Annotated in this window: 8 protein-coding genes and 1 riboswitch; of the genes, 4 read left to right on the forward strand and 4 right to left on the reverse strand. The window is 64.9% G+C overall.

Annotation, left to right across the window (positions count from 1 at the left end; translation table 11 throughout):
• Window positions 1-76: 76 nt before the first annotated feature.
• Window positions 77-265, forward strand: coding sequence for a hypothetical protein (locus tag AAFX91_RS36725; RefSeq protein WP_394569770.1), 189 nt, complete (start codon window positions 77-79; stop codon window positions 263-265).
• Window positions 266-298: 33 nt separating this feature from the next.
• On the opposite strand, the gene AAFX91_RS36730 is transcribed toward AAFX91_RS36725, so the two are convergent.
• A complete protein-coding gene (locus AAFX91_RS36730; protein WP_394569774.1) occupies window positions 299-1744 on the reverse strand; it encodes an MATE family efflux transporter in 1446 nt (481 codons plus the stop codon).
• 474 nt (window positions 1745-2218) lie between these two features.
• Here AAFX91_RS36730 and AAFX91_RS36735 point away from each other — a divergent pair, with 474 nt between their 5' ends.
• Entirely contained in the window at window positions 2219-2452 is a 234-nt protein-coding gene (locus AAFX91_RS36735; protein ID WP_130577648.1) for a hypothetical protein, read from the forward strand.
• Window positions 2453-2490: 38 nt separating this feature from the next.
• Here the strand turns inward: AAFX91_RS36735 and AAFX91_RS36740 are convergent, their stop codons facing one another.
• Window positions 2491-3102, reverse strand: coding sequence for a TetR/AcrR family transcriptional regulator (locus AAFX91_RS36740; protein ID WP_394569771.1), 612 nt, complete (start codon window positions 3100-3102; stop codon window positions 2491-2493).
• A 102-nt stretch (window positions 3103-3204) separates the two neighbouring features.
• Here AAFX91_RS36740 and AAFX91_RS36745 point away from each other — a divergent pair, with 102 nt between their 5' ends.
• Entirely contained in the window at window positions 3205-3945 is a 741-nt protein-coding gene (locus AAFX91_RS36745; RefSeq protein WP_130577646.1) for an SDR family NAD(P)-dependent oxidoreductase, read from the forward strand.
• A 91-nt stretch (window positions 3946-4036) separates the two neighbouring features.
• Here the strand turns inward: AAFX91_RS36745 and AAFX91_RS36750 are convergent, their stop codons facing one another.
• Complete coding sequence (locus AAFX91_RS36750; protein WP_394569772.1) at window positions 4037-5143, reverse strand: 2'-deoxycytidine 5'-triphosphate deaminase; 1107 nt, start codon at window positions 5141-5143, stop codon at window positions 4037-4039.
• 108 nt (window positions 5144-5251) lie between these two features.
• Window positions 5252-5331: riboswitch (SAM riboswitch) on the forward strand.
• A 64-nt stretch (window positions 5332-5395) separates the two neighbouring features.
• Between AAFX91_RS36750 and AAFX91_RS36755 the strand changes: the two genes are divergently transcribed.
• Complete coding sequence (locus AAFX91_RS36755) at window positions 5396-6589, forward strand: O-succinylhomoserine sulfhydrylase (RefSeq protein ID WP_394569773.1); 1194 nt, start codon at window positions 5396-5398, stop codon at window positions 6587-6589.
• Between the two features lie 80 nt (window positions 6590-6669).
• Here the strand turns inward: AAFX91_RS36755 and AAFX91_RS36760 are convergent, their stop codons facing one another.
• The gene (locus AAFX91_RS36760; RefSeq protein ID WP_394569775.1) at window positions 6670-7566 is read right to left on the reverse strand and encodes an SGNH/GDSL hydrolase family protein; all 897 of its coding nucleotides are present in this window, start codon (window positions 7564-7566) and stop codon (window positions 6670-6672) included.
• Between the last annotated feature and the right edge of the window lie 41 nt (window positions 7567-7607).

The raw sequence follows: 7607 nt of genomic DNA on the forward strand, positions 1-7607 counted from the left end.
TCACCCCGATCGGGCAATCCAAAGCATTCCGCGCAAGTCAAGGCCGGGCACGGCGATCCTCTCGTGACGCTCACAGATGATCGGCCGCGCCGAGGGCGCCGATATCGTGCAGCTGGGCACGCGGCCGGACGGACGGCTGGCACGCTGGAGCTTTTCTGAGATCACGCCAAATTCCTTTCTCTGGCGCGGCGAAGTCTCCGGCGACCACGGCGCGACATGGCGTCTCAACGTGGAGTTCACGGCGCACCGGGTGCCCGCTCCGTGATCTTTCTCACAGAGGGCGCGACGACGATAGGCGTCAGGACAGCGCGGGACTTACCTTCGCAATCGGTGCGCGCTTCGGCTCCCAGCGCGTCAGCACCACGCTTGCGCATGAGAGCACGCCGAGCACGACCATCGAGGCGGCTGCGAGCACGAAGAAGTTCTGCGCGGTCGCCTCATGCGTCGACAGCCACCAGCCGCCGGCAGCGATGAAGGCGAGGCGCGCGGTCTGCGCCAGCACCGGGCCCAGCACCTTCGCCGCGCCTTGCGAGGAAAAAAACATCGACATCGCCAGCCCGATGAAAGCGTACATCGGCGCCGCCGTCGACAGATATTGATGGCTGGCCAGGCGCACGGCGGGATCATCGGTGAAGATGTTGACCCAGAGGTCGGGGAAGATGGCGAGGAAGGTGCCGATCGTACCGACCGAGACGAACGACACCGTGCCCGCGGTCCAGGCGATCCGCCGCGCCCGCGCAATACGGTCGGCGCCGACCGCCATGCCAATCATCGGCACTGAGGCGATGCCGGTCGCGAACGCGGGCGACGTCAGCATGAATTCGAGCCGCGCGCCGATGCCATAGCCGGCCAGGATCGCGGTGCCGAAATTCGCCAGCATGTGGGTGAAGATGCTGATGGTCAGAACCGACTGCAGCGGCGAGAAGCAGGCGATGGCGCCGACCCTTAGGATATCGATGAACATCGCCCATTGGACGCGCAATCCCCTGAGCTTCGGCACCACGCGCGCCCGGCCGGAAAACAGGTACCAGCCCATCACGGCAATGCTGATCGAATAGGCGATCAGCGAACCGGCGGCGACGCCGCGCATGCCGAATTGCGGGATAGGCCCGAGCCCGAGGCCCAGTGTGCCGCCCAAAATGATCTGCCAGATCGCGGACGAAAGGATCATGGTCGACGGCAGTTTCATGTTGCCGGTGCCGCGCAATACGCCCGCCATGGTGTTCATCAGCCACGGCAGCACGGCGCCGCCGAAGAAGATCTGGCTGTAGGCGATCGCCTGCGCCAGCACATTGCCGCGGCCGCCGAGCAATTCCAACAGATGCGGGCCGAAGATCAGCATGCCCAGCATGAAGACGAGCCCGAAGGTGATGCCGATCAGAAGCGCATGCGCCGCAAGCGTGGAGGCACGCTCGGTCTCGCCGGCGCCGAGCGCCCGCGCGATCGCGGAGGCCACTCCGCCGCCCATGGCGCCGCCGGACATCGTCATGGTCAGGATCACGCAGGGAAACACCAGCGCCATCGCGGCCAGCGATTCCACGCCAAGCCGGCCGATATAGGAGGTCTCCGCGATCACCACGCAGGTGCCGGCCGAGAGCGCGATCACGTTGGGCCAGGCAAGCCACAGCAGCGTGCGCAGGATCGGCCCGTCGAGCAGGCGGTTGCGGGCCGGCGCCGTCACCGGCGGCGGCAGCGGGCGCTCTTCCTCGTCGACAGGTATTTCGGCAACCGCAATATCGGGCATTTCCACTCCGACGCCCGCGGTCTGAATGCCGCGGCGCGGGTGCTTCCCTACCACGGCCGCGATCAATTCCACGTGCGCCCGGCGCAGGGGGCCCCTGCGCGATTGGCCGATCGCCCGGACGAATGGCGCCCTGGCGCGGCCCGCAGGCTTCAGATGCACCGGGATGTGCCGGCCACGGCCCGTCACCAGCCCCTCGACCAAGCCGATCGGCACGCTGGCGCAGGCCTGCCTGCCGGCATGTTCGCTCCCGTTCCGGTTGCTGCGAGGTTGGCCGCTTTGACTCGCACGAAATTCGCGCCGACGGAATACCGCAACGACCGTGGCGAAGCGCACGGTCAGCCTAGGTTCCTACTGTGGCTTTGCTGCACGCGAACGCAAACATTACTCGCGGCAGTCGCATCCTCGCCAAAAAAGCTTCTCCGTGCCGCCACGAATTCGGTCCACGAAGCCTCGACCATACTTGGGGAGATGGTTATGCGGGCGACCAGACTATCTGCGCCAGTGGTGTCCACAGGCGCCACGGCAGAGATCGAGCGGCTTCAGCATGAGCTGGCCGGGTTCAATGAGCGAATCACCGAACTTGAAAAACAGCATCCCGAGGCTTCAAAGCTGGAGGCGCTGAGGGCGAGCGCGTTGCTGCTGGCCCGGCAAATCGATGAGCTGCGCTGTTCGAGCTCGACCGACCTGACCGAACTGCTCGCGAAGTAGGTCGCAGGACCACAAGAACAGCGGCAACGCTCTGAGGCTTAGCCGGGTGCGCTGGTCAAGGGCTTCCATGCCGCGAGCGCCGCGCGCGCGACGCGTTCCAGCTCCCGCCGTGTCGCGCCGTCGCGTGCCTGGATCGACATGCCCTGTTGCACGGTGACGTAGTATCGCGCGATCGCCGCGAGATCGGCACTTGCTGATATCTCGCCTGATGCCACGCCCTCCTGCAGGCGCTGCCGTAAATCCTCGACATTCTTCGCGCGCATTGCGATCAGCTCGCGCCGCACCGTTTCGGACTGCTCAGTCGTATGCAGCGCCGACAGCACTACCAGGCATCCCGGCGGCCGGTTCCGTCGCGTGAACGACTTCGCCGTCTGCATAAGATAGCTTTCCACGGCCTCATAAGCGGTAGGCGCGCGAGCGATGCCACCCCATATCTCCGGCCCCTGGGTCGCGCCGTACAATTGCAGCGCTTGCCGGAACAGTTCTTCCTTGCAGCCGAAGGCTGCATAGAGGCTTGGCGAAGCGATCCCCATCGCCGTGGTGAGATCAGCCATCGAGGCCCCTTCGTAGCCCTTGACCCAAAACACCTCCATGGCGCGTACGAGCGCAGCATCCTTGTCAAAGCCCCTGGGGCGACCTCGTTCCACCATCCGTCCACCCGATTTCTGTGTCGTTCACTAAATTAATGCGCTTGACGTCCCAGCGCAACGGACCTATTTCTGTATCGATCGACATATAAATGGAGATGGATCATGAGCGCATTGCAGGGAAAGCGGGCGTTGGTGACGGGCGCAAGCCGCGGGATTGGCGCTGCGATTGCAAGGCGGCTCGCCGCCGATGGCGCCAATGTTGCAATCACCTATGAACGTTCGGCCGACAAGGCGCAGGCGGTGGTGGCCGAGATCGAACGCTTGGGCCGGCGGGGACTTGCGATCAAGGCCGACAGCGCCGATGCCGCCGCGGTCAAGGCGGCCGTGGATCAGGCCGCCAAGGCATTCGGCGGGCTCGATATTCTCGTCAACAATGCCGGCATCCTCAGGACCGGACCGATCGACCAACTGAGCCTTGAAGACATCGATGCGACGCTTGCGGTCAACGTCCGGGCGGTGGTGGTCGGATCGCAGGCCGCGGCAGCGCATATGGGCGAAGGCGGCCGCATCATCTCGATCGGCAGCAATCTCGCGACCCAGGTGCCCGGTCCCGGCCTGAGCCTGTACTCGATGAGCAAATCGGCGCTGATCGCCTGGACAAAGGGCCTGGCGCGCGATCTCGGCAGCCGCGGCATCACCGTCAACATCGTGCATCCGGGCTCGACCGACACCGACATGAATCCCGCTGAAGGCGAGCAGGCGGCCTTCCAGCTGGCGCGGATGGCGATCCCCCGCTACGGCAAGGCCGACGACGTCGCAGCGCTGGTCGCATTCGTGGCCGGCCCGGAGGCGCGCTCGATCAATGGCGCGGAGTTCACCATCGACGGCGGCGCCAACGCGTGAACGGCTGGACTTCGTGCACCATGCTGGCCGGGGCGTAGCGCCCCGGCCTTTGTCATGATCCTCGCAGCGCGCTCCAGGTGAGTGCGCTTGATCACACCCTGAAATGCTTGGAGAGCTTCAGGCCCTGGGCCTGGTAGTTCGAGCCGATGCGCTGGCCGTACATCGCATCGGGCCGGGCGAGCATCTTCTCATAGACGAGGCGGCCGACGATCTGGCCATGCTCGAGGATGAACGGCACCTCGCGCGAGCGCACTTCCAGCACGGCGCGCGCGCCCTGCCCGCCGGCGCCGGCATAGCCGAAGCCGGGATCGAAGAAGCCGGCATAATGCACGCGGAATTCGCCGACCAAAGGATCGAACGGCACCATCTCGGCGGCGTAGTCCGGCGGCACCTGCACGGCTTCCTTCGAGGCGAGGATATAGAACTCGCCGGGATCGAGGATCAGGCTGCCGTCGGGGCGCGCGCGGATCGGCTCCCAGAAATCATCGACCGGATAGCCGCCGCGACGATCGACGTCGACCACGCCGGTATGGCGCTTGGCGCGATAGCCGACGAAGCCGCCGGAATTCTCGCCCGAGAGATCAACCGAAACCGCGACGCCATTTGTAAGATCGGCATCGTCGATATCGACCAGGCGTTCGGCGTCATGCAGCGCGTCGAGCTCGGCGGCGCTGAGGATGGCATCGCCGGTGCGGAAGCGCACCTGCGACAGCCGCGAGCCCTCGCGCACCAGGATCGGAAACGTCTTGGGGCTGATCTCGGCATAGAGCGGGCCGTGATAGCCGGCACCGATCATGTCGAAACGGCGCGTGCCGTCGGCGATCACGCGGGTGAAGACGTCGAGCCGTCCGGTCGAGCTCTTCGGATTCGCGGCTGCGATGATCTCCGGCGGCAGCGCGAGGCTCTCCAGCAGCGGCACGATGTAGACGCAATTGGTCTCCAGCACCGCGTCGTCGGCGAGATCGATCTCGTGCAGCTTCAACTCATCGATGCGCTCGGCAACGGTGGCGCCGGGACCGGGGAGAAAGCTCGCGCGCACGCGATAGGCGATGTCGCCGAGGCGAAGATCGAGGCTCGCGGGCTGGATCTGGCTCTCGACAAAGGGATAGACCGGCAGGATCAGGCCTGCATCCGCCATCGCCGCGATCATGCGGTCAGGCAGGATCCCATTGGCATCGTCTTGCAGCACGAACGACACGGACGCGGTCCCTCAAGACGGCTTAGAGCCACAAAAGGCCCAACAAATGGATTTTACCGGTTAGCCGATGCCCGCCTTGACGGAAAGAGCGGGAACGAATATCAGCATGACTTATCCCGTGGTGATTTGAGCCGGCCGGCTTGCAGCCACGTTAAATAAGTCGCTAAACAGGCCGGGGACCTCAGCGATCCCGGCCCTTTAGGCCGGTTTTTTTGTGACCATTTTCGAAAGGATGGTCACGTTGGAGGTCCTATGTCCGAGTCCAAATCATCCGCCCGCTACCGCCCCGAAACCCGGCTGGTTCATTCCGGCACGCTACGCTCACAATTCGGCGAGACGTCCGAAGCAATATTCCTGACCCAAGGGTTCGTCTACGCGACCGCCGAGGAATGCGAGGCGCGGTTCAAGGGCGAGGATCCCGGCTTCCTCTATTCGCGGTTCTCCAACCCCGACGTGTCCATGTTCGAGCGCCGCATGATCGAGCTCGAAGGCGCGGAAGCTGCGCGCGCGACCGCGACCGGCATGGCGGCGGTGACGACCGCGATCCTCGCGCCGCTGAAGGCCGGCGATCACGTGGTGGCCTCCAAGGCGATGTTCGGCTCGTGCCGCTACGTGGTGGAGGATCTCTTGCCGCGCTACGGCATCCAGTCGACGCTGGTCGACGGGCTAGACCTCGACCAATGGAAAAAGGCGATCCGGCCGAACACGAAGACGTGTTTCCTCGAAAGCCCGACCAATCCGACGCTCGACGTGCTCGACATCGGCGCCATCGCGGAAATCGCGCATCAGGGCGGCGCGCGATTGATCGTCGACAATGTGTTCGCCACCCCGATCTGGCAGAGCCCGCTGTCGCTCGGCGCCGACGTCGTGGTTTATTCCGCGACCAAGCATATCGACGGCCAGGGGCGCTGCCTGGGCGGCGTCATCCTTTCCTCCGAGGCTTTCATCACCGAGCACATCCATAACTTCCTGCGCCAGACCGGACCGTCGATGTCGCCGTTCAATGCATGGGTGCTGCTGAAGGGGCTGGAGACACTGGCGGTGCGTGTCCGCGCGCAGACCGAGACGGCCGCGAAGATCGCGGACGTACTGGCAAGTCATCCGAAGATCACGCGGCTGATCTATCCCGGCCGCGCCGATCATCCGCAGGCGGCCACCGTGAAGAAGCAGATGCGGTCGGGATCGACGTTGATCGGGTTCGAGGTGAAGGGCGGCAAGGCCGGCGCATTCCGCTGCCTCAACGGGCTCAAGATCTCGCGCATCTCCAACAATCTCGGCGATGCCAAGAGCCTCGTCACCCATCCCGCCACCACGACGCATCAGCGCCTGGGGCCGGACGCGCGCGCCGAGCTAGGCATCAGCGAAGGCTTCATCCGCTTCTCCGCGGGCCTCGAGCACGCCGACGATCTGATCGAGGATTTTGTCGAGGCGCTGGAGACGGTGTGATCCAAGGCGAATGGCGAATAGGGAGTAGCGAGTAGGGTCAAGCCCCATTCGCTATTCGCCACTCGCCATTCGCTTTCAGCTTACATCGGCCTGTACGTCCGCACATCCGCCGGCACGTTGACGCCGAGCTTGATCTGGCCGACCGACTTGATGATGTCGTCGCCGAGCAACTGGGCGAAGCAGGCATAGCCCCAATCATTCATGTGCAGGCCGTCGGCGATCACGAAGCTGTCGATCGGGATCGACTGCTTCTCGTGCCATTCACGCATCACCTCAAAGCGCGGGAAGATGCTGACATGGCGGAGCTCGGCGACGTGGTTGAGCAGCCGGATCATCTTGTTGGCGCTGGCGGCGCGCTCGGTGACGCGCGGCGAGTATTGGGGATCGACCAGCACGACGTCCGCGCCGGCCGTCTGGATGCGCGCCACGCCATCCTCGACCATCTTTTCGGTCTCGCGCGGGTCGAGGTCGCGCAATACCGCATTGGTGCCGACCTGCCAGATCACGAGGTCCGGATGCGCATCGATCACCTCGGTCTGCAGGCGCCGCATCATTTCGGGCGCGTCTTCGCCGCCCCTGCCGCGGTTGACGACACGGATGTCGGCGCCGGGATATTGCCGGTGCAGTTGCGCCGCGAGCCGGTTCGGATAGGTGAATTCCGGCGCCGACGAGCCATAGCCCTGGGTCGAGGAGGAGCCGAAGGCGATGATGGTAACCGGCTGGCCCGCGGCAAGCTTGCTCGCGACGTGGGGCAGCGAGCCCATCGTCTTCGACACCCCCTTCGGCGGCAGGCAGGGCACACGGCGGAAGATGTCGCTGGCCGACTTCGCGACCTCCTTCACCTTGTCGATCGCCTTGCCGGCGATGCCCTTCTTGGCGGCATCGGCCTCGGTGGCACCCGCAGCACCGGACAAGATGGCCGGCGTGGATGGTCCCGATTTGTCGGATGAGCGACTATCTGGATTGTCAAGTTGCATTGGCGTAAGCGGCACGCGCCTCGCGTGCTTTGGCGTTGAGG

This window comes from Bradyrhizobium sp. 31Argb (assembly GCF_043638955.1).
GTDB lineage: Bacteria > Pseudomonadota > Alphaproteobacteria > Rhizobiales > Xanthobacteraceae > Bradyrhizobium.

Coding starts and splice junctions, on each gene's coding strand:
- AAFX91_RS36745 (WP_130577646.1), top strand. CDS start 3,205: ATGAGCGCATTGCAGGGAAAGCGGGCGTTGGTGACGGGCGCAAGCCGC.
- AAFX91_RS36740 (WP_394569771.1), bottom strand. CDS start 3,102: ATGGTGGAACGAGGTCGCCCCAGGGGCTTTGACAAGGATGCTGCGCTC.
- AAFX91_RS36735 (WP_130577648.1), top strand. CDS start 2,219: ATGCGGGCGACCAGACTATCTGCGCCAGTGGTGTCCACAGGCGCCACG.
- AAFX91_RS36755 (WP_394569773.1), top strand. CDS start 5,396: ATGTCCGAGTCCAAATCATCCGCCCGCTACCGCCCCGAAACCCGGCTG.
- AAFX91_RS36730 (WP_394569774.1), bottom strand. CDS start 1,744: ATGCCCGATATTGCGGTTGCCGAAATACCTGTCGACGAGGAAGAGCGC.
- AAFX91_RS36725 (WP_394569770.1), top strand. CDS start 77: ATGATCGGCCGCGCCGAGGGCGCCGATATCGTGCAGCTGGGCACGCGG.
- AAFX91_RS36760 (WP_394569775.1), bottom strand. CDS start 7,566: ATGCAACTTGACAATCCAGATAGTCGCTCATCCGACAAATCGGGACCA.